The 22,849-nt window shown below is 62.0% G+C and carries 21 protein-coding genes and 1 pseudogene; 10 read left to right on the top strand and 12 right to left on the bottom strand.

What is annotated here, in order from left to right:
- The first annotated feature begins 4 nt into the window (after nt 1-4).
- The 3 genes from HDG34_RS20350 to HDG34_RS20340 all read left to right on the top strand — a co-directional run bounded on the left by HDG34_RS20350 (nt 5) and on the right by HDG34_RS20340 (nt 2,202).
- On the top strand, nt 5-1,120 hold the full coding sequence (locus tag HDG34_RS20350) for a dihydrolipoamide acetyltransferase family protein (protein ID WP_090808903.1): 1,116 nt from the start codon (nt 5-7) through the stop codon (nt 1,118-1,120).
- 377 nt (nt 1,121-1,497) lie between these two features.
- Nucleotides 1,498-1,701 (top strand): cold-shock protein, encoded by a 204-nt coding sequence (locus HDG34_RS20345; RefSeq protein ID WP_012428559.1) that lies wholly within the window; start codon nt 1,498-1,500, stop codon nt 1,699-1,701.
- Between the two features lie 276 nt (nt 1,702-1,977).
- Nucleotides 1,978-2,202: a hypothetical protein gene (locus HDG34_RS20340; protein WP_184061902.1), complete on the top strand. Its 225-nt coding sequence runs from the start codon at nt 1,978-1,980 to the stop codon at nt 2,200-2,202.
- Between the two features lie 481 nt (nt 2,203-2,683).
- On the opposite strand, the gene HDG34_RS20335 is transcribed toward HDG34_RS20340, so the two are convergent.
- The gene (locus HDG34_RS20335) at nt 2,684-2,974 is read right to left on the bottom strand and encodes a hypothetical protein (protein WP_184061901.1); all 291 of its coding nucleotides are present in this window, start codon (nt 2,972-2,974) and stop codon (nt 2,684-2,686) included.
- A 537-nt stretch (nt 2,975-3,511) separates the two neighbouring features.
- Between HDG34_RS20335 and HDG34_RS39330 the strand changes: the two genes are divergently transcribed.
- From HDG34_RS39330 to HDG34_RS20320, 3 genes are all read left to right on the top strand, one after another.
- Nucleotides 3,512-3,799, top strand: coding sequence for a hypothetical protein (locus HDG34_RS39330; protein ID WP_260321258.1), 288 nt, complete (start codon nt 3,512-3,514; stop codon nt 3,797-3,799).
- Nucleotides 3,800-4,672: 873 nt separating this feature from the next.
- Nucleotides 4,673-5,092 carry a hypothetical protein gene (locus HDG34_RS39325; protein WP_260321257.1) on the top strand — a complete coding sequence of 140 codons (420 nt, stop codon included), beginning with the start codon at nt 4,673-4,675 and terminating at the stop codon, nt 5,090-5,092.
- 62 nt (nt 5,093-5,154) lie between these two features.
- Nucleotides 5,155-5,370, top strand: a complete 216-nt coding sequence (locus HDG34_RS20320) for a hypothetical protein (RefSeq protein WP_018424494.1) — start codon at nt 5,155-5,157, stop codon at nt 5,368-5,370.
- A gap of 335 nt (nt 5,371-5,705) precedes the next feature.
- Here HDG34_RS20320 and HDG34_RS20315 read toward each other — a convergent pair.
- Nucleotides 5,706-5,893, bottom strand: a pseudogene (locus HDG34_RS20315) (IS3 family transposase); the annotation flags it as partial.
- Between the two features lie 174 nt (nt 5,894-6,067).
- On the opposite strand from HDG34_RS20315, the gene HDG34_RS20310 reads away from it, so the two are divergent.
- Nucleotides 6,068-7,189, top strand: coding sequence for a sensor histidine kinase KdpD (locus HDG34_RS20310; RefSeq protein ID WP_184061898.1), 1,122 nt, complete (start codon nt 6,068-6,070; stop codon nt 7,187-7,189).
- Nucleotides 7,190-7,608: 419 nt separating this feature from the next.
- On the opposite strand, the gene HDG34_RS20305 is transcribed toward HDG34_RS20310, so the two are convergent.
- Entirely contained in the window at nt 7,609-7,872 is a 264-nt protein-coding gene (locus tag HDG34_RS20305) for a hypothetical protein (RefSeq protein WP_184052165.1), read from the bottom strand.
- Between the two features lie 383 nt (nt 7,873-8,255).
- On the bottom strand, nt 8,256-8,693 hold the full coding sequence (locus HDG34_RS20300) for a response regulator (RefSeq protein ID WP_184061897.1): 438 nt from the start codon (nt 8,691-8,693) through the stop codon (nt 8,256-8,258).
- Nucleotides 8,694-9,987: 1,294 nt separating this feature from the next.
- Between HDG34_RS20300 and HDG34_RS20295 the strand changes: the two genes are divergently transcribed.
- Together HDG34_RS20295 and HDG34_RS20290 are read left to right on the top strand one after the other, a co-directional pair.
- Nucleotides 9,988-11,490, top strand: coding sequence for a Na+/H+ antiporter NhaC family protein (locus HDG34_RS20295; RefSeq protein WP_184061896.1), 1,503 nt, complete (start codon nt 9,988-9,990; stop codon nt 11,488-11,490).
- Nucleotides 11,491-11,620: 130 nt separating this feature from the next.
- Nucleotides 11,621-12,094, top strand: a complete 474-nt coding sequence (locus HDG34_RS20290; protein ID WP_184061895.1) for a carboxypeptidase regulatory-like domain-containing protein — start codon at nt 11,621-11,623, stop codon at nt 12,092-12,094.
- Nucleotides 12,095-12,205: 111 nt separating this feature from the next.
- Here HDG34_RS20290 and HDG34_RS20285 read toward each other — a convergent pair whose 3' ends face one another.
- The 6 genes from HDG34_RS20285 to HDG34_RS20260 all read right to left on the bottom strand — a co-directional run bounded on the left by HDG34_RS20285 (nt 12,206) and on the right by HDG34_RS20260 (nt 20,104).
- Nucleotides 12,206-14,506: a molybdopterin cofactor-binding domain-containing protein gene (locus HDG34_RS20285; protein ID WP_184061894.1), complete on the bottom strand. Its 2,301-nt coding sequence runs from the start codon at nt 14,504-14,506 to the stop codon at nt 12,206-12,208.
- Nucleotides 14,503-14,985, bottom strand: coding sequence for a (2Fe-2S)-binding protein (locus HDG34_RS20280; RefSeq protein ID WP_184061893.1), 483 nt, complete (start codon nt 14,983-14,985; stop codon nt 14,503-14,505). The genes HDG34_RS20285 and HDG34_RS20280 overlap by 4 nt, the downstream gene beginning before the upstream one ends.
- On the bottom strand, nt 14,982-16,289 hold the full coding sequence (locus HDG34_RS20275) for a cytochrome c (RefSeq protein ID WP_184061892.1): 1,308 nt from the start codon (nt 16,287-16,289) through the stop codon (nt 14,982-14,984). Before HDG34_RS20275 ends, HDG34_RS20280 begins: the two co-directional genes overlap by 4 nt.
- A gap of 188 nt (nt 16,290-16,477) precedes the next feature.
- The gene (locus tag HDG34_RS20270; protein WP_184061891.1) at nt 16,478-18,067 is read right to left on the bottom strand and encodes an aspartate:alanine exchanger family transporter; all 1,590 of its coding nucleotides are present in this window, start codon (nt 18,065-18,067) and stop codon (nt 16,478-16,480) included.
- A gap of 195 nt (nt 18,068-18,262) precedes the next feature.
- Nucleotides 18,263-19,366: a glucose PTS transporter subunit IIA gene (locus HDG34_RS20265; RefSeq protein WP_184061890.1), complete on the bottom strand. Its 1,104-nt coding sequence runs from the start codon at nt 19,364-19,366 to the stop codon at nt 18,263-18,265.
- A gap of 519 nt (nt 19,367-19,885) precedes the next feature.
- Nucleotides 19,886-20,104 (bottom strand): hypothetical protein, encoded by a 219-nt coding sequence (locus HDG34_RS20260; RefSeq protein ID WP_184061889.1) that lies wholly within the window; start codon nt 20,102-20,104, stop codon nt 19,886-19,888.
- A 171-nt stretch (nt 20,105-20,275) separates the two neighbouring features.
- Between HDG34_RS20260 and HDG34_RS20255 the strand changes: the two genes are divergently transcribed.
- Nucleotides 20,276-21,514: an MFS transporter gene (locus tag HDG34_RS20255; RefSeq protein ID WP_184061888.1), complete on the top strand. Its 1,239-nt coding sequence runs from the start codon at nt 20,276-20,278 to the stop codon at nt 21,512-21,514.
- A gap of 77 nt (nt 21,515-21,591) precedes the next feature.
- Here HDG34_RS20255 and HDG34_RS20250 read toward each other — a convergent pair whose 3' ends face one another.
- Together HDG34_RS20250 and HDG34_RS20245 are read right to left on the bottom strand one after the other, a co-directional pair.
- The gene (locus HDG34_RS20250; protein WP_184061887.1) at nt 21,592-21,930 is read right to left on the bottom strand and encodes a ribbon-helix-helix domain-containing protein; all 339 of its coding nucleotides are present in this window, start codon (nt 21,928-21,930) and stop codon (nt 21,592-21,594) included.
- A gap of 131 nt (nt 21,931-22,061) precedes the next feature.
- Nucleotides 22,062-22,640 (bottom strand): DJ-1/PfpI family protein, encoded by a 579-nt coding sequence (locus HDG34_RS20245; protein ID WP_184061886.1) that lies wholly within the window; start codon nt 22,638-22,640, stop codon nt 22,062-22,064.
- Between the last annotated feature and the right edge of the window lie 209 nt (nt 22,641-22,849).

Raw genomic sequence — 22,849 nt, 5'->3', positions numbered from 1 at the left:
TGCCATGAAAATCTTCAAACTGCCTGATCTCGGCGAAGGTTTGCAGGAAGCGGAGATCGTCGAGTGGCACGTCAGGAGCGGCGAAGACATTCGCGCGGATCAACGGCTGCTGTCGGTGGAAACGGCGAAGGCGATCGTCGATATTCCGTCGCCTCAATCCGGCCGAGTCGCGAAGCTGTTCGGCCAGCCCGGCGATATCGTGCATCTGGGGGCGCCGCTCGTCGCATTCGAAGGAGCGGCCGACGAAGCCGATGCCGGTACCGTGGTCGGTCATATGGAGGTCGGCCAGCATGTGGTGCACGAAGCGCCGGCGGCGCTCGGCGGCAGCCCGGGCACGGGTGTCGGCACAATCAAGGCGATCCCGGCGGTGCGGGCGCTCGCGCGCAAGCTTGATGTCGATCTTGCGATGGTGACACCGTCGGGGGCGGAGGGTGTCATCACGGCGGCTGACGTGCAGCGCGTCGCGAAGATACTCGCTCAGCTCGGTCCGCCCGAAGTGCTGCGCGGCGTGCGGCGCGCGATGGCGCAGAACATGGCGCGCGCGCAGAGCGAAGTGGCGGCCGCGACCGTCATCGACGACGCCGACATTCACGAGTGGCCGCCACATACCGATGTGACGATCCGCCTGATCCGTGCGCTGGTAGCAGGATGCAGCGCCGAACCCGGGCTCAACGCATGGTTCGACGGACATGCGGGACGGCGCCACGTACTGGAAAAGATCGACCTCGGCATCGCCGTCGATCTACCGGATGGCCTCTTTGTACCGGTATTGCGCGACGTTGCGCACCGCAACGCAGCGGATCTGCGCGGCGGCCTCGACCGGATGCGTGTCGACATCCGGGCACGCAAGATTCCACCGGAGGAACTGCGCGGCAATACGATCACGTTGTCGAACTTCGGCATGATCGCCGGCAAATACGCAGCTCCCGTGGTCGTGCCGCCCACTGTCGCAATCCTCGGAGCGGGGCGCATTCACGAGCAGGTCGTGGCGGTAAGTGGCGTTCCGGCCGTGCATCGGATCTTGCCGCTTAGTCTGACGTTCGACCATCGGGTCGTCACGGGCGGCGAAGCAGCACGGTTTCTCGCCGCGGCGATCGTGGATCTGCAGATGGCGCAGTAGCAGCTGTGACTGCGCGAATTCAAAAATTCAGAAGGTGTATGCGTTGTGTCCAGCTTGAGACGTTCGCAGATTTAGGCACAGCGAAATCGTATGCCAATCCGTAAATCGATCGAGGCGTGCCGGTTCGCAGCTTCGTGCAGCGCACCCGGTCTTTGGATCGCTTCGTCTGCAAAACGGCCCCGCCCCGTGAAACAGTTACAAGATAAGTATTGACGCTGGTACCACTCGGCGGTTAAGGTGCCGCATGAAGTTCAAGAAGTTCGATTGCTGTTCATCAATTGCTCGCTCCTCAGCGGTATTCGTTGTCCTCTCCCTCCTTGACGCTTCATACGCTCTTCAACGGAGCACATTTTCCCGTTTTTTCTCAAGGATTCTTCATGGATACCGGTACCGTTAAGTGGTTCAACGATAGCAAAGGTTTTGGCTTCATCACCCCGGACAAGGGCGGTGACGACCTTTTCGCTCACTTCTCCGAAATCAGCGGCGACGGCTTCAAGACGCTGGCTGAAAATCAGAAGGTGAGCTTCGAAACGAAGCAAGGCCCGAAGGGTCTGCAGGCAGCTAACATCAAGCCGCTGTAAAGTTTGAAGAGCCCGGCGTTCCGCGACGGACGCCGGGTTGCAGGGACATCCTTACGGAGCGTTGTTTCCTGAAGTGGCGCGTTCGCTCCTGGCTGCATCGGTTTCGCCGGCAGCTTGCCAAGCGCCATACGTCTCATTGCGCTCATTTTCCCCTCTGGCATTAGCGCCACGTCTTCGCTTTCCGACTGCTTCAGATTCGGCCTGAGATGCCTTTGAATCGGCGTACCTGTGCACATTTCGCAAGGCACGCGCGCACTCGACATTATTAAAACTAAAATGCAGAACAAACAAACTCAACAATACAACGGCTATGCCGTACAGCCCTCGGCGCATCGTTTGCCCGACGGCAGTTTTTCCTCCAACCTGCTGCTCGAACGCGCCGATAGCGGGCGCGCGGACGGCCGCTACCAGTTCTATTCGCTCGATTACTTCACGAGTGAGGAGCAGGCGTTGCAGCACTCGACACGCTGGGCACGCAACTGGGTCGACACGCGCGGTTAACGGCGATGCCCCAGATCTGCACGCTCAACGCATCTCAGGCATCAGGACGCATGCAATAAGGCGCGCGCGATCGATCGGTTACCTTTCGGTTTGAGCCGCGCTCAGTGCGAACTTCTGGATTTTCTCTATCGACGTCTTCGGCATTCTACACACGGCATGGAAGTCGACGACGCTCTTGAGCTTTCAGAATGGGTCGAAGTGTGAACGCAGACGCGGGCGGACGGCAATCGCCCATCGGTCACTATGCGGCCGAGATGGAATGGACATGGCTTCCCTTCGGGCATGAAGGTATCTACTTCGTGGTCGACGCCTGAGGAGGCGATGACCGGAACTGGCAGCAATGCGGTCGCACTGGCATAGCCTGCCGAGCATGTGGCGACTGACGATCAGAAGGTCAACTTCTTTATCACACACATTGTTGATGGCGTGCCGCTGGCGCGCGCGAACACGGGTACCTTCTGCATAGACTCGGGTTCTGGCTCTAGCGCTCAGGGGATTCCAGAATGGTGCAATCAAAGCCGTCAGTATCAATCAGCATTTCGGCGTAGGCCACCGACGCTCGCCTTGCGTCGCCGGCATTCACGAAGGGCCTCTTGCCGGGCACACGGAATAAGCGACTTCGCGGGTTGTCCGTCATGGAATCCGGGTCGCTGATGCGAATCGACGCATCGAATCCTTCCTCGTAATTGTGACCATATCCTGGTTGAGTCGTGCGATGCGGATACACGAGTAGGGAAATATCGAGACCGCGATAATGGCGAATGGTTGTCATCAGGTCACTCCTTTTGGCCGCAGCAAGCAGCACGTTTTTGATCGTTGTGCAGGTTTGGCCGAAGGAGATACGCCCCCCAAGCCACACCGACGAGGCGACCGGAACGAAGTTTCCTGGCTAGCTGTCCGGTACGCGGATACCCGAGCTTCGTGCTTAACATCCGCAAGCGTTCCCTCACCCGGCATTCCGCTCACGTTTGTCCGATCGGGCACCACACTGTCCCGAACTCACGAAGTGGGTCGCTCCCGTATCCTTGGCCAGCCTCATCGCGCGTGGCAAGCAGACGCTGTTGATCGTGGTGTTCTTGAAGAGTTTGCAACGTAAGCGCAGAGGTGGAACCAGGCAGACAGCCGTCGCCGGCCATCTAAGCCAACGCTATGACAATCCGGGCAGTGCCCCGCTTTGCCGACCCCACGTTTCAAGGTACGCGCGACAGTACTATCGGTCAATACAATTCTGGTAACAGTCTCAGCGTCTGCGCCGCCCGATGTAACCCGTTCCAGCGTATAGTGAGCCATACCCTGTGGAGTGACCAACATGTCGACACACCCGATTCTTCTCTACAAGGGGTACGAACTTCATCCCCTTGTCTTTCCCCGCACATTCAGTCGCTTTGACGGACATTCCCGTTACGCGGAAGGTTACGAAATTGCAGTACGGATATGTCGTCCGGCGGCGACAGCAATTCCCTCCGCAAGCCGGGTCTTCAGGCTGAACCAAACGCATACATTCTCTGACTTCGGTACGGCAAGGCGAGCCGCCCGGCAGCAGGGAAAGGACATCGTCGACGGAAAGGTGAGCGGCGCTTCGGTCGTCGACATATGAAAACGCTGCTGACGGACAGCATCCGTCGATGTGCTCGATCGTGCGACGAATTGCTGTGTGCCTGATGGCCGATCTGATCGTCGCTCCCACATAAAAGGCGGCTGCCGCAATAGCGGGACAGGGCTGCGATCGACGTGCTGCTCGGGACGCTCGCCGGCGATCATCCTCCCGAACGATTCGCGATTTTGCCTTCCCCGAAGATTCGATGTGGCCGGCTGCAAAAACCTACCGCAGACCTGCAAGTCGAGCAGCAATTGGCGTCGCTGGCTCACGCCGTCTCGTCGCCCAATCGGGCCACGCGTTCCCAGCTGTTCCGCGACGAACACGTACCCCCGAAATGAAGCCGGTCCGGATAGCCGTTGCATGTCACGCTCGGCAATCGCGTGGTCGCGCATGCGTCCGCGTCGTGCCAGAGGCGCAAACACCGCATTGGTCTCCTCGCAGGCGGTCGGGTAACGCTGGAACTCCTTATTACCTGACGAAAGGGTGAATCGATTTCCGCCAAAAAGGGCGAACGGGGCTGCAATGCAGTTTCGCGCGCTCCGTTTCACCGTGGTTGAATTGTTGACGTCGAGACTGCTTGCCGCGCATGTCAGAGGCGCATTTTGCGTCGCCACATGATGAGCCTGAGAAGAGAGGCAGCCCGATGTGGATCTTCGGATCGCCGCCCCCTACCGGCGCTGCGGTACGTAAGTGCCGGGTTGACTTGCATGTTCCCTGTGCTTCTCTGACGGCGCCTGGAGCACGGGTTTTTGTGTACAAATCCATCAATGGGCGTAGCATGAAATCGTCACTCGACCTGCGACCGGGCCTCGCGTCGCCAAGCTGCTTACCCGACGGAACCGGAGATCCGCTTTCACCCAAAACCGAAACGTGGCCGACCTCCTGAACGGCAGCGGACGCAGTGGCCACGTCGCTACGCTCCGTCTTTTCCGCTACACGATGAGACGGCCTCAAAGCTACCGATCACAACCGGTTCTCCGTCTCTACCGCGGGCTCGAACTTCATCCGCTGGTGGTTGACTCAGAGCCGTTGCAATCATTGGAGTTTGGTATGGAAAGAAACGACCTGCTGAAATGGATTCGGTGCGATGGTGGTGACATCGTCGATCGGTTTCTGCCGCCCGGCGCGCAGGGCGAACTGGATAGCCTCATCCATGACCGCCGTCACGAGATCGATGCGGGCGCGTTTCTGATGTTCATGTCGATTCGTGCGCTTCTATGCGAACGCGGCATGGAAAGCTGCGATTCGGATCGCGAGGCCGGACAAATCATGGCCATGCTGAGCACCTAGATCGCGCTTTTCGACGCCCCTCTGCGACAGTCGCAATCGAGCGATAACCCCAAAGGAATACCATGCGCTTCAATTCCACCCTGATCGTTATCGACCCCACCCCCCGGCGGGCCGACGGCGAGTACATGGCCCACGCACGCATCAGCGGCAGCCGTGCCGACGGCACCGGGTACGAGATTCATTCGAGTGGCGATCTGGCAGGCTTCGACGCACGCGAGGACGCGATCGCCTATGCGAAGAACTGGGCGCAAGACTGGCTGCACGCGCGCTTCGGGTGACAGACGTCTCACCTACGGACGCAACGAGAGAGGGATTGGCGTGCAGGCCGGCCATTCGCCATCAGAGGAAGATGCAGCGGGATGTTGGTCACGCGTTTTGATCCAATCGCTTGCCCATCGGTTCTGGTAAACCGGTGCCTCCGCTTGACGGCCACAGTACCCTAGAGAGTAGAACTCGAAAAGCAGGGGCCGTACGGACATCGGATCACCTAAGCGTCAGGTCTAAAGAGAAAGAGCCGTCGGAGACTGCGTGGGCAGCATTGTCGGGCGAGCACCCTTTGCGCGACATCGACCGAATCAGCTTCGCGTCGCGCATACGTGAGAGCCACCCCGGCCAGCGACGCCTTCTCCCGGTCGGTCAGGAGCTGCAGGTTGACGCCCAGGTCTCTTTTAGCAATTGACTGGTCTTCTCCAGGATGTCGTGTTCAAGCTGCAATCGGCGGATATCGCGTCGAAGCGATTCGACCTGCCGCTCCAGTTCTCCCCGCTCAGGGGCGTGCGGCGAATCGTTGTGGCGTTTCATGAAGGGCCCGACACGAACGCTCACCACTGTCCAGAAAATCCAGGCGGTTCATTACAAGTACATGGACTACCTCCAGGTAGTCCAAGAAGGTGTAAACCCGATGGATCCCGCGACGAACTGACGCGTAATATCGGTTCGGCTAAAAATCTCCTCAATTTCTTCGCCGGAGTAGGCATGCGACTGTCCGATTTTATCGTGCAGGAAATGGAGCCCATTCTGGCGCAGTGGGAGGCGTTTGCCGCCACGCTGCTGCCAGCCGCTGGCAACATGGGCACCCTCGCGTTGCGCGACCACGCGCAGCAGATTCTGGAAGCAGTAGCGAGGGATTTGCAGACTTCGCAGACCAGGGAAGCGCAGCACGAAAAATCCTTGGGGAGGGCACCCCGGCTGACGGATGCGCCGGAGACAGCTGCGCAATCCCATGCGGTCCTGCGCGCTCGAGGCGGTTTCAACATCAACCAGCTGGCCGCGGAATACCGCGCTTTGCGTGCAAGCGTGCTGCGTTTGTGGATGGATGAGTGTCAGCCCGATGCGCCTCATCTGGATGACATCATCCGCTTCAACGAGGCCATCGATCAGGCGCTGGCCGAATCACTCAGTTTTTTCAGCACACAAGTCGATCAGGCTCGCAATCTATTGCTTGGGATGCTCGGACACGACATGCGGAGCCCGCTGCAGACGATCCAGGTGACAGCTTCCTATCTGTCCGCGCTCAATGCGGGGCAGCGTGTTTCAGAAGCTGCAGCCCGTCTGGTGCGCAGCGGCGCCCGGATGCAGGCACTTCTGGATGATCTGTGCGATTTCAACCGAACAAGGCTCGGGCTAGGTATTAACGTCATACCTGCTGCCGTTGATCTGACGAACGTGTTCACTGATGAGCTGGACCAGTTGCGCGCAGTCCATCCAGACCGGCAGATCGAGCTCGAGGTGCACGGTGATGTTCAGGGTGTCTGGGACGGTCCGCGTCTGCAGCAACTGCTCGGCAATCTCGTTCTGAATGCGCTCAGATATGGCGCGCGAGACGCGCCCGTGCGCGTCGTGGTGACTGGCGAGGAGGCCGAGGTGCGCTTCGAAGTCTGCAATAGCGGACCAGCCATCGAGGGACTGTTGCTGGAGCGCATCTTTGATCCTCTTCAGCGAGGTCCCGAGCGAAAAATCAACGAGGACGCGCAAGGCAGCCTTGGGCTCGGGCTGTATATCGCGAGCGAAATCGCCAAGGCGCATCACGGCGCGATCGAGGCGCGCTCAGATAAAGAAGAGACCGCATTCGCCGTACGTCTGCCGCGCCGGGCGTAGCAGGCGAGCCAGGCTTGGTAACGGGCATGCCACGAATTATGTGGGCGGGGATCTGCTGGTGGTTTTACACCTGCCGAGACGCGCCTATTCCATCGCCGGTCCTCACAGACCGACCACGACTGCATGAAGCAAATCCGCGGCATCGTGGCAATAGGAAGGGTGCGCGCCCCGATTTCCTATTCGGTTCGTGCTGCTCCATGCGCGCGATCAGCCTCGATCATTAGAACCCGGTCAGATCTCATCGAGAAAACGCGCGCGTGCACGCTTCGCCGTCATATCAGACCAGGATGGAGTTGCGCGGACGAACTCCGGCTCACGGCATTCGGCCTGGAAGTGCCCGACCGCGCAGCAAGGATCGCAACGGCTGAAGCGGGAAGAACCAAGGTGACAGTCGCCGCCATGGGGGACTCGCGTCGCCATTATTGTTTCATCGCGCCAGTTGCGTTCGAGTTTGACGCGCCTTGAGGCGACATCGCCTGCTCACGCTTCTGCATCAATGTGCCACTGGCGGGCTTGCTGTTGCCGGCGTCCGCAGCACGGCCCATGCTCTGGCCAGCGGCACCCGGCTGCGCGTTTTGAGTATCACGGTGTGCTGGCGCAGCGTTGCCGGTGTTGGTCTGCGCAAATGCGCAAGCGCTAGCGATGATGGAAATTGCGCTGATTCCTGCCATTATCAACTTCATGATCGTCTCCCGTTCGGACCTGCTTTTCCATCTCTGACCTGCGTGCAGCATGAGGCATGCCCGGAGGAAGTCGCGAACAATAAGCGTGCGCTGTTGCCGCGCGCGAGAAGGGGATCGAAATCTCTTGCCATCTTTTACCTTGTGTCAGCGTGTAGGCGCTGCTCTGTAGCGACGGTTCCTGTACGGGCTCATTGCTGACGATGTGATGGGTCACGACCGTTGCATCATTCCAGTCAAATCTGAAAACCCTGGTGGATGGCTCAACCCGGGTTTCAGCAATCTCGCCGCTTTGCAGGCCATCCGCTAAGAACGGGACCGGCCGTACAGCAAACACCGCCTGGCTGCGTGTGTAACGTGTGGCTTGGCATGCCGACAGCTTGGGCTTAGGGCCAGCATCGCGAATCGATGGCTCGCCAGCGCGCCGCGGCGAGGTACTCGGAGTCGCGTGGCGCCCGCGCATAGGTCAGGCGCGCTGCAATGAACCTGTCGACGGTGTCAAGCAACGCCGCTATCGAGGCCGGCTTTCGCAGGAACGCTGTCCAGCAGCGAGTCTCTTCCGTAGGTTCCGCCATAGCCGACAGCAGCACCACCGGTAAGCCGGAAAACACCGCCTGACACTTCAGACGCCGGCAAAGCTCCTTGCCGTCCATTTCCGGCACCTCCAAATCGGTGATAACGAGTTCCGGAAAATCCGTGTGGGCCTTCTGCAGTGCGTCCCATCCGTTCTCCGCGAGCACAACACGGTGTCCGCGACTCTCCAATGCCAGTTGCAGCGCGCATCGGTTTTCAAGGTCATCGTCGATGAGCAGTACGGTGGACATGACACGACATGGTGGAAGGATCCTACTGGGTCTCGCAAGCGGCATACCTAGCAGCGCTCGCTGCCTGTTCGACTACAGTCTCCGTCCAACACGTGGGCGGTCGGGCGACATGGTTGCGGCATTGCGCTCGCCCGCTTTGCTCTTACCAAAGCAGTAGCGCAAGTCCGCCGCACCCCGTTGACTATATTGGATACGTCGACCGGTGAGAGTCATCGACTTGAACCGGATAATCATAAAACTTCCGTCTGAAAGTTAATCGATTTGGTGTTTTGGTGACGGCTTGGGTCATGTCAGCGATCACAGGAGTTCCTCGCTGCGAACGCGGATGCGCCGCCGACAAAATTCGCGGGACGGCCGATTAACCCGATCAGGCCGCTTTATGCCAAATGAATCGTGCCATTGAAACCGGCCAGTTGTTACTGGTCGGAACGATTGGCGAGTTCGAGTTTTTCTGCCGCCGCGGATCATTGAAAATGGGATTTCACTGACCTAGAATTTTGCGGTTACCCGATGGATATTCACTTCTGCCTGATGAAAAAACGGTCGTTTTTTCTCGAATTAGTGTCGGATTCTTCCGTCGTTGTTCTGTCTACGCGGGGTAGACCCACATAATCAGCGCACAGTTAATTAACGAAAAACCATAATCCTTGCAAGGCATGAATAACCACGATCGGTTATGAAAAGTTGAAACCTCGGCTGGGTTGTGTAGCGGCGGCAAGCCTTGGACTTGCAGTCGGAAGGGAGTCCGCAATACCGTTTATGTCTGCGGCCGGTCACGACTCTGCGGCAAAAGAATTCGCTCCGGCCTTGCACGTAAATGCAGGGAACTACGTTTGTACAGTATCGCGTGATCGGTTCGATATTCGATCTGAATGAGATCGCAGTGCCGGATTGAAATTTTCGACCTGGAATACGAGGCTATTCACCCTTGGTTGCGCAAACGAAATATGGGTGTCCCATGAGGTCTTGTCCATTCTGTCCGAAACACACTGCATTGACAGTTTCGTTGCTTGCCAGCGCCGCGACGCTGGCTCCCGGCACGGGCTTCGCTCAACTGGGATGTTCGGCACGAATTCTGCGATTCTTCACGCGGCAACGATTCTTTCCTATGATTTAAGCAACGGCGAGCCCGCCGGAGCTGCCATTGCCGAGTCGCAGGACCGGGGGCCGCACGTCTGCGCCGTGACATCGAATCAACAAAGCAGCCGTTCGCGCATGTTTCGATGATTCACCGGCTACCGGGCGGTCTGGATGGCAACGTTTGGGCTACCCGGCAAACGAACGGAGCGTGGCGATGAAGCGGAGCGAGTCACCCCAGCCGGTCACGATGCTCGAAGCACTGATACCGATCGCTGGCCTCGTCTTTCTCGTCAGTCTGTCCTTCTACCTGTTCGGCGATGGTGGTGCGAACGGGCCGAACCAGGTGGCACTCGTCGTGGCGACCATGCTGGCCGTATTTGTCGGTTGGCGTCGCGGTCATTCGCTCGCTTCGCTGGGCGAGGCCGCGAATGCCAGTGTCAGTTCCGGTATCGGCGCGATTCTCATCCTGTTCGCAGTCGGCGCGCTGATCGGCACGTGGGCGCTCAGCGGCACGATCGTCGCCATGGTCTATTACGGGCTGAAATTGCTGAGCCCGGACTACTTTTACGTCACGGCGGCTGGAATCTGCGCGGTGATCTCGTTCGCCATTGGGACCTCGTGGACTGTCGCGGGTACGATCGGAATCGGCCTGATGGGCATTGCGCACAGCATGGGCCTGAGCCCCGCCATAACGGCCGGTGCGGTGATTTCCGGCGCTTATTTCGGCGACAAGTCTTCGCCGCTCTCGGACACCGCGAATCTTGCGGCCGCTGCCGCGGGTGCCAATCTGTATCAACACGTGCGCGAGACGCTGCTGACATCGCTCGTCGCGATTGTCATCACGCTGGCCGTGTTTTATCTGCTTCGCCGCCCGGGCGCCTTCGATGCGAGCGCGGAGGTTGCTGCAATGCAGAGCGCATTCTACATATCGCCCGTGCTGTTCCTGCCGCTCATTCTTGTCGTCGTGCTGACGCTGTTCCGGCTTCCGCCATTTACCACCATCTTTCTTGGCGCATTGGCGGGTGGCGTGGTTGCCGTTTTCGTCGAGCCAGCGCGAGTCCTCGCATTTGCCGCCGCGCGAGAGGGCGTGCCGATCCCGATTGCGATGCTCAAAGGCGTATGGCTTGCGCTTGGGAGCGGCTACAGGTCCACGACTGGAAATCCAGTGCTTGATACGCTCCTCACTCGCGGCGGTATGGACAGCATGTTGAATACTATCTGGCTGATCATCACGGCGCTGGCATTCGGAGGGGTGGTCGAGAAGTGCGGTGCGATAGAACGCCTCATTGCCCCGGTAGTCGATTGGGCCAGGAGCGGTGGGGCGCTGGTCGGCTCCCTGGTCCTGGCGACCATCGCGACGAACATCGTTACGGCGGACCAGTTCATCGCAGCCGTGCTGCCGGCCCGGATGTTCAGAAATGCATTCGCGGCACGCGGCTACGCGCCCATCGTGTTATCGCGTTCCGTTGGTGATTCGGCCACGACCACAGGCGCGCTGATCCCCTGGAACAGTTGCGGCGCGTTTATGGCAGTGACCCTTGGCGTGCCGACGCTCAGCTATGCGCCCTATGCCGTATTTTGCATGGTAAGTCCGCTGCTGACGGTGGCGATCGCCTACGCGGGTATCCGCATGCCACGCGTCCCTCCAGCCCAAGCCGGGACCTCAACGGCAGGCGGCCCCCCAACTCCGGTCCATGAAGACGCCAAACAGAATTGACGGGTATTCTTACTCGAGTCGTCAGGCACCCTCGCTCGTGGCCGATACCCGGCGCGCGATGTGTTTCCAACCTATTGCAAGCGTTCTTCCGTCCGACGAACCGTCGGCAATACTGTAAGGAGCAGTCAAGATGAAAATGCAACGAAACGCTCCCCGGATCGCGTCCATGATGCTCGCCGCGGCGTTCACACTGGCTCAGGCAGGCGTCGCGGTGTCGCAGACGGCTGCTCCGCAGAGCGCCAGCGAGATGCATAGGACCGGCATGCCCGAGACGCAGCAGCAGGGCGACATATCGTTCGTGACCGGCGGAGTCGGTCGCGACGAGTCGACTGCGCTGCGGCAGGCACGAAGGCAGTGGCCGTTGTCTCTGCAGTTCACCGGTCCCGGGGCGAGCTATGTGGCCGACGTCCAGGTGAAGATTGCCAAGGCTGGCGGCGCGACCGTGTTCGAGGCCACGTCGAAGGGGCCGTACATGCTCGTGCGGCTGCCTCAAGGGCGCTATACGGTCAACGCCACTTACGGCAGCGTGACCAGAAGGGAGACCGTGAACGTCCGCGGCAATGGCAGCGCGCGTGCGACGTTCGCGTTTCCGTCCACCCACTGAGCGCGGTCCCGACGCCGCGCCGAAGGTCGCGCGCGTCGCGTTCGTTCGACCCAGCCATAGCCTTGTTTGGCTTTTACACGCCAGTATCTGTACTTTTGCGGAACGAAAGCCTCATGCCTTGAGCACGTTCTTCCCCTTCGTCCCGAGCAACGGCAAGTCGCGGATCCGCACACCGGTCGCGTCGTCGATCGCATTCGCGAGCGCCGCGGCGGCCGGGCCTTGCGCCGCTTCTCCGACCCCGAGGAATGGCAGGCCCGGCCGGTCGATCAACAGCACGTCCACGCGTTTGGGTACGGACGAGAAACGCATGATCGGATAAGTGCTCCAGTCATAGCTCGTGATGCGTTGCGGGTCGAAATGCGTTTCTTCATAGAGCGTCCAACTCGTGGTTTGCAAAATGCCGCCTTCAATCTGATTGCGCACGCCGTCCGGATTGACGATCTGTCCGCAATCGACGGCTGCTACGACGCGCTCGATGCTGAGCTCGCCGGTATCGCGCATGACCGTCACGTCCATCGCGACGGCAAGGTAGGCCATCAGGTTCTTGTATTGGGCAAACGCAAAGCCGGTACCGTGCGAGCGCGGGCTCGAGTCGCCCGTTCGCGCGCTGCGGGCTCGCCAGCCTAATTGATCGACTACGGCGCTAATGACGCCATGCGCGCGCGGATCATCGAGATGTTTGAGGCGAAACGCCACGGGGTCGGCGTGCGCGGCTCTGGCGAGCTCGTCGATGAAGCTCTCGATCGCGAACACGTTCATGTGCGCGCCGAGCGAGCGCATGGCAGAGACACGTATCGGCATCGTCGGCACGAAATGATGCTGCACGTGCAGGCTGGGCACGCGGTATAGCGGAACGCTGTTGCGGTCGCCTCCGCCTTCCGGCATCGGAATCGGCTTCGGCGGCGCGGGGGTGAACGGTTGCGCAAGGAGCTGCGCGGGCAACAGGCGGCCCGCATTCTCGATGCGGTTGTTATGCGTGTTGCTCCATAGCTCGTAACGCCAGTCGGCAAGCGTGCCTGCCGAATCGAGCGTTGCATTCGCCTCGACTGTCATGGCCGGGCCGAACGGCTCCCACATGTGTTCCTGTTCGCGCATCAATTGCACGCGCACCGGGCGGCCAGGCAGCTCGCGTGCAACGAGGGCGGCGTCGGCCGCGACATCGTCCGCGCCGTTGTGTCCGTAGCAGCCCGAACCTTCCACATGGACGCAGCGCACCTTGTCGGGTGGCATCGCGAGCATTTCGGCGATGCCCGCACGCAGCGGATAGACGCCTTGCGTGTGCGTCCACACGGTCATCACATCGTTGTCGAGCTGCGCGACAGCGCACGATGGCCCAATCGAGCCATGCGTCAGATACGGCCTCGAATAGCGCGCCCGCAGCGTCGCCACAGGCGCGGCCGCGCCCGTCGCTGCGCCCTGATCGGCCACCGCGATTTCCTGTGAAGGCAGACTCATCAGCAAGGCGTGAACGTTCGCCGGATCGGGCAGCGGCGGCCCGGCCTGCCATTGCGCGGCAAGCGCAAGCTCACGCATCGCGAGGATCGCGCGCCATTCGTCGTCGGCGACCACCGCGAGGTAGTTGCCGTTGCGCACGACCTTGATGACGCCGGGCAGCGCTTCGACGCGCCCGCTATCGACTGCGACGAGGCTCGCGCCATAAGACGGCGGCCGCACGACGCGGGCATGCAGCATGCCGTGCGGCCGCAGGTCCTGGACGTAGCTCGCGCCGCCCGTCACCTTGCCCGGGATATCCACGCGCGGCAGCATATGGCCAATCAGCGCGTAGGCCGATGGCGGCTTTTTCGGCGCGTCGGGCTGCGCGTTCTGATGGAGATCCGCGTATTGCACGGCTTCGCCGTAGCTCATGCGTCTTCCGTCGGCGGCAATGACGGCGCCGTCGCGCGTCGTCAGGACCGCTGCGTCGACGCCCAACTGCGACGCCGCGCTCGCGACCAGCAGCGCGCGTACCTGAGCGGCGGCGTTGAGGATCGCGGTGCCGCTGTCCGCCATCGTGTGACTGCCTGCGGTGTAGCCTTCGTTCGGCGTTGCGGCGGTGTCGGCGGTGATCAGCTCGATCGCATGAGGCGCGAGATCCAGCTCTTCCGCGGCGACCTGCAGCAGCGCGGTGCGAATGCCCGTGCCAAGCTCCGCCTTGCCCGTGAATACGCTCACGTGGCCGTCAGGGGCGACCTTGATCCACGCATCGAGCAACGGCGTGCTCTTGAGACTGCCCGGCAGTTTCGGGGCGCTCGCGTTGAAGGTGCCCGCTTCGGTGGTGGTTTGCGCAAGCGCGGCCATGCCGGGCACGATCGCGAAGCTCACCATCAGCGAGCCGCCAACGAGGAAGCGGCGCCGCGCGGGGTCATCGGGGCCGCTGCCGTGAGCGACGGAGGACGGGCGGCCGTCGCTCACGACTGCGCTCCCTCGTCCGTTCGCGGCGAACCCGTGGCGACTTGCCGGATCGCCGCGAGAATGCGCATGTGCGTGCCGCAGCGGCACAGGTTCGGCTGCATGTAGCGGCGGATCTGTTCATCGCCTGGGTGCGGGATTCGCTCCAGCAGCGTGTGCGCGCGCATGATCATACCGGCGATGCAATAGCCGCATTGCGCGGCTTGCTCGTCAATGAAGGCTTGCTGAAGTGGTCCCGGATGTTCCGCGCTGCCAAGTCCTTCGACGGTTCGCACTGGCCGGTCGCCAACGGCCACGACCGGCATGAGGCACGAGAACACCGGTTCGCCGCCGACGCTGACCGTGCATGCGCCGCATTGACCGAGACCGCAGCCGAACTTCGCGCCATCGAGCTGCAACTGGTTGCGCAGCACGTAGAGCAGCGGCGTTGACGGGTCGACATCGACCGTATGACTGACTCCGTTGACGTTGAGCGTGATCATCGTGGCAGGCCGTCCTTGCGAAAATGCGCGACCGCGCCGGCGTCGAGCGAGGGCCACGCGTCGCGTGCGGTGAAGCGTTCGCGCGTGTAGTTGGCGAGCTCCGCTATCTGGGCATCCGTGAATGTGTTGGCAAATGATGGCATGAAGGGCGCGCTATCGCTTTCGTGCCAGTCGATTCCATCGAGGATGATACGGACCATGTTGCGTGGGCTGTCGGCGTTGACGGCCGTGGAAAGGGACAGCGACGGTCGAGCGCCCCCGCTCGACATCGGCGCGCCTTCGGCATGGCACGATGCGCAGGCCGCGGAGAATAGATTCGCGCCGCCGCCGGGCGCGGTGGACACGGGCGCGGCGGAAGCGGAGGGCGAGGCGACCGGATGCTCCGGCATGCCTGGGCCCCCGGACGGCAACGCCAGCAGATACGCGGCAATCGCCTCTACGTCGGAGGCGGACGCGTCGGCGAGCATGCGCGTGACGGGGCGCATCGGACCCGCCGCCGCCCCATGGGCGCTCGCGAGGCCCGTGCGCAGATAGCTGACGAGCTGTGCCTGCGTCCAGGGCGTGGGGCGTGAAGCGAGGTCCGTCAGCGCGGGTGCATCCCATCCGTCGATCGTGCCGCCTTGCAGCGCGCGGTCGCGGCGCTCGGCACCGAGGCGGTCGAGCGGCGTGTGGCACGCACCGCAATGACCGAGGCTTTCGACCAGGTATCGTCCGCGTGCGACGTCCGGCGCTTCGGGCGGGGCCGGCGCTGCTTCGGTACCGGTATGCAGGTAAAAAAGATTCCACACGGCAATGAGGGGCCTGAAGCCGAGCGGGAAGATCAGCTCGTTGTGCGGTGCAGGCGCCTTGACGGGAGCGCGGCTCATCAGCCACGCATACAGCGAGCCCATATCGGCATCGCTGATGTGCGTGAAGTGCGGATAGGGGAACGCGGGATAGAGCAGATGGCCGTCGCTGGACACGCCGCGCCGCATCGCGCGCGCGAACGCGTCGAGCGACCAGCCCCCGATACCCGTCTCGTTGTCCGGGGTGATGTTGGTCGAGTAAATGATGCCGAAGGGTGTTTGCAGTCGCAGTCCGCCCGCGAGCGGCAGGCCGCCCGTCGCGGTGTGGCACGCGACGCAATTGCCAACGGCCGCGAGCTTCGCGCCGCGCGCCGCGGCCGCGGTATCGCTGCCGGCCGCGATGGGCGCGGTGACAGCATTCGGCGCGGGCTCCCCAGCATGCGCGGTGGGTCCGCCATATGCGGCCATGAGGGCAACCAGAACAACGGCCACGCCTGCACTCGCCACCCGTCCTTTCATCTAGCCTCCATCGCCGAGCCGTCCGCGCATCATGGTTCCATGACTACGTCGCGCGGCTCCAGGTGGCGCAAGCGGCGTTCCTGATATTCGCGGAAGTCTGCGGCTGTCCGCCGCTCCGCGGTTGGCCGCTGTCTACGAGGACGGAAGCTCTAGGTGCGAACAGCGGCAGGTCGCGATAACGGTCTCGCCTAGCCGGCTGCGATCGCGATGGCGATCTGCACGAAAAGCACCTTGACGATGGTCATCGACGGAAAAATCATCGCGTACATGACGTCGGGCTGATCCGTCGGCGCGATGCGGTTGGCGAAGGCGAGAATCGCGGGATTGCCGGTGGCCCCGCAGATCACGCCGACCGATGTATCGAAAGACAGTCTGAAGACCCACAGGCAGCACACAGCCGTGACGCCGACCAGCACCAGCAGCGTGATCACGCCATAAAGCAGCAGCAGCGGTCCGGCAGTGCCGACGGTCGCGACGAACTTCGGTCCGCAAGACAGGCCCACCTGCGCGAGAAAAATCGTCAGCCCGAGATTGCGCAGCACGAGATTTGCAGAGAGCGGCATCACCCACACGAACGGTCCGCTGCGGCGCGCCTTGCCGAGGCACAGCGCGACCAGTAGCAACGCCGCGAGACCCAGGCTGAACACGCCGAGACCGGGCGCGCGCAGCGGGATCGCGCCGACCAGCAGCCCCGCTGCCGCGCCGATGCCCAGACAGATGAAACTGAGGTCGGCCGTGCCCTTGATCGAATCGCCGAAAAACGCGCGGACCCTCGCGCGATGCGCGCTACTGACGAGCAGGCCGACGCGGTCGCCTGCTTCGAGAATGAGCTCTGGCGTCGACAGTAGATCGGCGTCGCCGCGCCGCACGTGCGCGACCGCGCAGTTCACGCCATCCGGAAAGCGCAGATTGCCGAGCGCCGTGCCGACGACTGACGGACTCGACGCGAACACGCGCATATAGTCCAGGTCTTCCCGATGACTCGAGATACGCCCGGGCTGTAGCTCGCCGCAGAGCGCCGTTGCTTCGTCGAGCGGGCGGCGCTCGGTGGCGGTGGCAAGGAGGACGTCGTCGGCGCGCAGCGTGAAGTCGTCGCTGGGCAGCTGATTGTGATGCGCGCGCCGCACGGCCGCGATCACTACGCCGGCAGGCAGGCGAGTCGAGAGCTCCGACAGCTTGAGACCGAACAGACTGGCATTGCGCAGCGCGATTTCCGCGGTCTCCAGCACCTTCGCGGGCGGTTTCGGTATTTTGGCTTTCAGGACCGAGTTCAGCACATAGAGGAATAGGATCGGCCCGGCCACGCCGAACGGATAGGTGACGCTATAAGCCACGGCGGCATCGCTGCTTTTCATCGATGCGATGGCAACCTGCAGGCTCGCCGTGCTGGTGCCGCTGCCGGCGAACATGCCGAGCGCATCGGCGAGCGTGATGCCGAAATGGATGAAGGCGCACGCCACCAGACCCGAAACGATCACGCCCAGACATGCGGCCGCGTTGGCCTTCACGCCTTCCCGGCTCGTGAGTCCGCGGAAGAACTGCGCGCCGTACTGAATGCCGATGCCATACAGAAACAGCAGCAGACCGAGCGTGCCCAGCAACGCCGGCGGCGCGGATTTCGGCGCGAACGCGCCGAGCGCCAGTCCAACGAACAGCACGGCCCCCGAGCCTAGAGCCACGCCCTTGATAGTGATTTCGCCGACCAGGTAGCCAAGCGCGATGGTCAGAAAAAGCGCGAACAGCGGCTGAGTTTCGAGGAAAGTTCTGGCTGCTTCCATGCCGCCTCCTATAGGTGGACAAAGCAACGCGACTGAGCGCTTCCACCGGCTGGCCTCGCGTTCGACGCGCGGCAGTTGCTGACGATACTCGTTGCTGCTATCGCATTGCGCCTGCGAGGTTGCCCGAGCCGAGGCCCACGATCAGATCGAGTGCGCCGTTCTTCAACGCTTGCGTCGCGACCACGCCCGCTGCTTTCAATGCGGCCGCGTCGATGCGCGACGCGTCCGATAGCTCGACACGCAACCGCCGCAAATGCCGACCCATTTGCCATGCTTGTGCGCACCGTCGACCGTCATGCCGATCAGACGCAACACCGCCGGGTGCAGCGCGTCGGCCTGCTTCGCGAGTTGCGGATGGCCGCGGTCCATCGCGAGCGTGTATTGCGTGAGATCGTTCGTGCCGATCGAGAAGAAGTCGACTTCGCGTGCGAGCGGCTCGGCGATCAGCGCGGCCGCGGGGACTTCGATCATGACGCCGACTTTCACAGCCGCCGCGGGTGCGGGCGCATCGCCGGGCTTTTCGCCCGATCCCTCGCCAAGCAGACGCGCGACGGTACTGGCCGCCTCCGCCGCGTCGGGACCGCGGGCCTCGACGCGCAGCTTGTCGCCGAACTTCGTTGCGAGCCCCATGATCGCGACGACGGACTTGGCATTTGCGCTGGCATCGCCGCGCAGCAGCCGGATCTCGGACTTGAATTTCTTCGCCTCGACCGCGACGACCGCGGCGGGCCGTGCATGCAGGCCCGCTGGATTCGGCAGCGTGATCTCGTCGGAGAAGATCGCGCCGGTGGCGCTGGCCGTGTCCTTGTCCTCCATGCTGCCGACCAGCTCGACGTACAGCGCGACGTCGGTGCCGGCGACGACGAGCCCTTTCGCGGCAACGTAGCGCGTGACGAGATCGCCATTGGCGATCACCATTTGCGTGAGGAGGCTGGTTGCTGTTGCGCCGACCGCGATTGGGTCGAAGCGGATCAGCGGCGTGCCCGTCGCGACGGCGTCGCCTTCCTTGACCAACGGCATGAAGCCCTCGCCGCGCAGCAACACGGTGTCGAGCCCGATGTGCAGCAGCACTTGCAGACCGTTGTCGGCGGTGATCGTCGTGGCGTGGCCAGAGCTATGGAGTTGCGTGACCTTGCCGGTAAGCGGCGACAGCAGTTCATCCGAGGTCGGATCGATCGACACGCCATCGCCGACCATCTTCTGGGCGAAGACCGGATCGGGCACGCTCTCGAGAGGAACCAGTACGCCCGACAGTGGCGCCATCAACCCGATGCGCTGAGGACGCTGAGGAGCTTTCATCGCCAGGACTCCTTGTACATTGACGCTCGCCTCGGGTGGCTCGACTCGAGCCGCATGGGCGCGACATTCACACGTGCGGTCGGCACCATTGCCGCTCACGCCGCTCACCCACTTGTGAGCGGCGCACGTTACAAAAGCGTCGGTGACAAAAACTCGGGAAACCCAACAAGGTCGCGCACGTCGCCCGTGTGCGCCCGCGCAGCCTCGACCGGGATGAATGGAGAAACGTCAGGCGCGCTCCGACGGCACTGTTTGCGTTTGCCGGGCCGCCTCGCACCCGTGCGCAACCCTTCGTACCGTGGTCCCGGAAAAAGGACCCGGAAAGCGCTCTGAAAAAGAGCATATGTTACTGAGCGCAGATTGCAAGACAAGACGATTTCGGACGGGAACGCCTGAAATTTGCAATTTCCTGGCGGGAGATGAGCGGTCTTTATTAATTGGCGTGTGACGCGTTCATTAATCTGTGTTTTATCCGTTTAGCGAAAGGCGGCGGCCCGACAAGACGCTCACCCTTGCTGTTCAGAGTAGATCCGTGACGACATCCACCGTATCGAACTCGATGAGCAATTCCGCGCCCAACGAGGCGCCTACGGATGCAATCGGCATATTGGGGCGGTTCTCTTTTCCGAAATATGATTTTTCTAGCGCATGGAGGGCGCGCTGATAATCAGGGGACTGGAAGTCGATGGTTTGGCCAATGCGCATCAGGTTGCTGATGGCGAACGCTTCCGTGCCCACGCATATGGAAGAGCCGTACGCGGTCGTTTCACGGGACTAGCTGACTCATAGCGAGATATCGCCGCAGAGGCATTGTTCAGCCACACCTTCTAGTCTTTTCATCGGACGACTCTTTTTCCCACACGAGGCCCAGCCTAAAGTACGAGACTTCAATCTGGCATCAAGGTCGTCATGCAAATCGATACACCTGCAATCCCGGCGTCGTTGGAAGGACATTCAACCTCCGCGGGTCAATGGCTCTCCGTCATAGCGGTGGCGGTAAGCGCATTCGCCTTCGTCACGGCCGAGTTTTTGCCTGTCGGGCTGCTGCCGCAAATCGCACACGACCTCGGCGTGTCGACCGGTGTCGCTGGCCTCATGGTCACCACGCCCGGCGTGATGGCCGCGATATCGGCGCCTACGCTGATAGTCAGCGCGGGCCGCATGGACCGCCGGTACGTTTTCCTGCTCCTCACTGCGGTACTGTTGATCGCGAACGTCGTGTGTGCCATCGCACCGAACCTCGCGATCATGCTCGTAGGACGGGCTCTGCTTGGCGGCGCGCTGGGTGGCTTCTGGACTCTGGCGACGGCGGCGGCTCCTCGACTCGTGCAAGCAAAGGATGCCGCCAAAGCGACCGCGACCATTCTGACCGGCGTGACCTGCGCAACCGTGATCGGCGTGCCGCTCGGGACGTTCATCGCATCGTTTGCATCGTGGCGCATGGCGTTTGCCGCCACCGCGGGCCTCGTGTCGCTCGCCTTACTGGCGCAGGCGTTCCTCGTGCCTTCGTTGCCGTCGGCATCGGCGTTGCGGATCGCAGATTTCAAAACCCTGCTTGGCCGGCCTCATACGAGGTTGAGCATGGTGATGGTCGCGCTCGTCTTCGGCGCGCATTTCTCGACCTACACGTATATTGCGCCGCTGCTCGAACACGACTTCTCGTTGAGCGCCATCACGCTGTTGCTGTTCGGATTCGGTCTGATCGGCTTCTTCTCCAATGCGTTGACATCGATGGTGATTTCGGACCATCTAAAGAAATCCGTCGCCGCGATGGTTCTGCTGCTATTGGGCGCGTTGTCGTCGATGTTGCTGCTCGAACATTCGCCGATCGGCGAGACCGCGGGGATGCTGCTGTGGGGAATCGCGTTCGGAGCGCTTCCGCTTTGCTTCAGCGTGTGGATTCAGCGCGGCACGACAGACCTGCCCGAAGCGGGGTCGGCCATGTTCGTTAGCATCATCCAGGTGGCGATTGCGGTGGGCTCGGCAGTGGGGGGCACCATTGTCGACCGTGCGGGCGTTCACGCTGACTTCACGCTGGGACTTGGACTCGCGCTACTGGGCCTCGTGGCACTGCAACGGCTTGCTGTACTGGAACGACCGGCCACGGCGGCTTCCCTTGATTGCGCCTGCGATGCGTCGGTTGACTGACGCGTCGAGACAGTACGTCGCGTGACTGGACCGCACCGCGCTAGCCAACTGTGGCGACCGCCAGGCGACCGAATCCGTCAAACAGCCGTCTTCACGACTCTGGGTTGAAACGGGGCGTTGAGCGACACGTCGCCAGCGGCCTCGTTGCGGGCGGCGCTCGTCGATAGATAGCGCAAACAGCACACGCGCAAAAAAGACGCGAAATTCAACGGCTCTTCGCCGCGCAAGGCGACCAGTTCGTCGTGAAGCTTCACGACGAACTGGGTCGTCGTCACGTTCTCGCGGTTGGCGATTTCCCGAAGCACGTCCCAGAAGAGATTTTCGAGCCTCAGCGTGGTCACGACGCCATGAATGCGCAGCGCGCGCGTACGCGACTCGTAGAGGATCGGATCAGCGTTGACATAGACGTTGCACATATGTTCAGCCTTTCTCGCGAATGATGACGTCGCAGGACGCGAAGCGCGCGGCGCGGGCGCTCATGCCGTCGCGATCGAGCGTAACACGGTTGGTCGCCCGCGATGCCGCGTCTCGGTCGAGGCGCGCTCCTTCAATGCGCGATGCGCGTGCCCAGCAGCGCAAGGAACTGCGCAAGCCAGTTCACGTGCGAGGTCCATGCGGGCGCGGTGACGAAGTTCTCGTCCGTGATCGCATCAGGCCAGTCGAGCGCCACGTACTGCGCGCCCGCGAGCTTCACTTCGGGCGCGCAGGCCGGATACGCCGAGATGCGCCGGCCTTCGATCACACCTGCCGCAGCCAGCAGTTGCGCGCCGTGGCAGACCGCGGCAATCGGCTTCTTCGCTTCGGCGAATTGGCGCACCCAGCCGATCACCTCGTCGTTGAGCCGCAGATATTCGGGGGCGCGGCCGCCTGGCACGAGCAGCGCGTCATATTGTGCGGGGTTCACCGACTCGAAATCGGCGTTCAGCGTGAAGTTATGGCCACGCTTTTCGGTGTAGGTCTGATCGCCTTCGAAGTCGTGGATTGCGGTGCGAATCGCGTCGCCCGCGCGCTTGTCGGGCGCGACGACGTCCACCGAATGCCCGACTGCCGCCAGTGCCTGAAACGGCACCATCAGCTCATAATCTTCGACGAAATCGCCGGCGATGATAAGAATTCGCTTTGACATGCTTCGTCTCCTCTCGAATGGGGTGGGAAATGGCGAGGCGGACGCGCTATCGCGGTGTGAAGGCGGCGGCCGTTGAGAAGCAATATAGCGATCGACGCAGTGGGCCAGGTAATACGCGGCTAAATGCCGACCAGGGATTTCACTGAGCTGAACGGAATTCAGCCCGAATGCGGCAGACGATCGCGGTAGGTGGAGCAAAGAAAAAGAGT

Source organism: Paraburkholderia sp. HC6.4b (assembly GCF_014200875.1).
GTDB lineage: Bacteria > Pseudomonadota > Gammaproteobacteria > Burkholderiales > Burkholderiaceae > Paraburkholderia > Paraburkholderia tuberum.
Note: the sequence above shows the minus strand (reverse complement) of the source record. Positions and strands in the feature narration are given on the sequence as shown.